Here is a 1,425-nt window from a genome sequence, read left to right on the forward strand (position 1 = left end):
GGCTCTTCACAATCCGGGGTGTAGTTGTGGTCTGAAGCCGCCGGTCTCGAGCAGTGCGCGGGCGATGTAGTGAGTCAGGTTCCGAAAGCCCAGGGCGGAGCCGCGTAGGTGTTCGAGTCGTCCGTTGATGGCCTCTGTGGGTCCGTTCGATGTTCCGGGCCGGGTGAAGTAGGCCAGGATGTCACTGGCCCGCCTGTTCAGCGTGCGTCCCAGGCGACGGACCTCAATGAGCGCTTCGGGCACGTTCTTGCTGATGGTCTCGATCACGTCGGCCAGGAGCTGGCGCCCGCGTGCACGGTCGGGCTCGCGGTAGGCGCCGATCATGCGTTGGTAGATGCCCCAGGTCGCCCAGACCTCCACGTGCGCCTCGGCGGCGAACAGCGCCTCGAGCCGGTTCTTCTGCTTGTCGGTGAGCAGGTCGGCACCGGTGTGCAGGGTGCGCCGGGCGGCGTAGAGCGGATCGCCCTTGCGCCCGCGGTGCCCACAGGTTTCCTGCTGGACCCGGCGACGGCACTCATCAAGCTCGTTGCCACCCAGGTGGATGACGTGGAAGGGGTCCATCACCGCGACGGCGTCTGGGAGTTCTTCGGCGGCGGCGGTCTTGAACCCGGTGAACCCATCCATCGCGACGACCTCGATCTGCTCGCGCCACTGTGGGGCTTGCTCGCTCAGCCAGGTCTTGAACACCGCCTTGGAACGTCCTTCGACCATGTCCAGCAGCCTGGCCGGGCCCGTGCCCGCGCGGATCGGGGTCAGGTCGATGATCACGGTCACGTACTTCTCACCCTTGGGCGTGTGGCGCCACACGTGCTCGTCCACGCCAACGACCTTGACACCGTCGAACCGGTGCTCGTCATCGATGAGGACCCGCTTGCCCTCGGCCAGGACCGCGTCGTTCGCGGTGTTCCACGCAACCCCGAGCCCTTCGGCCACGCGCGCGACGCTCAGGTGCTGGCACACGATGCCTTCCAGCGCCCAGCGCAGCGCCCGCCGCGAGAGTCTGGCCCGCGGCCGGGCAGCCCTGGTGGTGTCCTGACGCCACACGTGGGCGCACCCGGTGCACCGGTAGCGGCGCACCGTGACCACCAGCGTGGTCGGGCGCCAGCCCAACGGTTCGTGCGCCAACCGCCGGGTCACCGTGTCCCTGGGGACTCCTTGGCACCCGCACCGCCGACACCACTGATCCGGTTCCACCACCCGGCAGGCCAGCACGGCCCGGTCCGGGGCCAGGCACTGCCCAGTCACAGCCAGACCGAGCTCGTCCAGACGGGCGAAGGTGGTCAGGTCAGGGGTGGTGAAGGTAGCGTCAGGCACGTCGAGGTCTTTCGGATGGGCGGTGTCAGAACTCCCATCATCGGAAGACCTCGACCTCTATCCCCGGATCGACGCGCCGACCCGCTCTACACCCTCAACTGCGAAGAGCCC

At 68.1% G+C, this 1,425-nt stretch carries 1 protein-coding gene; it reads right to left on the reverse strand.

Annotated features, from left to right (window positions below; translation table 11 throughout):
• Positions 1–6 precede the first annotated feature (6 nt).
• The gene (locus ACFWGN_RS21465; protein ID WP_377619779.1) at positions 7–1,314 is read right to left on the reverse strand and encodes an ISL3 family transposase; all 1,308 of its coding nucleotides are present in this window, start codon (positions 1,312–1,314) and stop codon (positions 7–9) included.
• Positions 1,315–1,425: the final 111 nt, after the last annotated feature.

This window comes from Oerskovia sp. NPDC060338, from assembly GCF_042726295.1.
In the GTDB taxonomy this organism is placed as follows: Bacteria; Actinomycetota; Actinomycetes; order Actinomycetales; family Cellulomonadaceae; genus Oerskovia; species Oerskovia merdavium.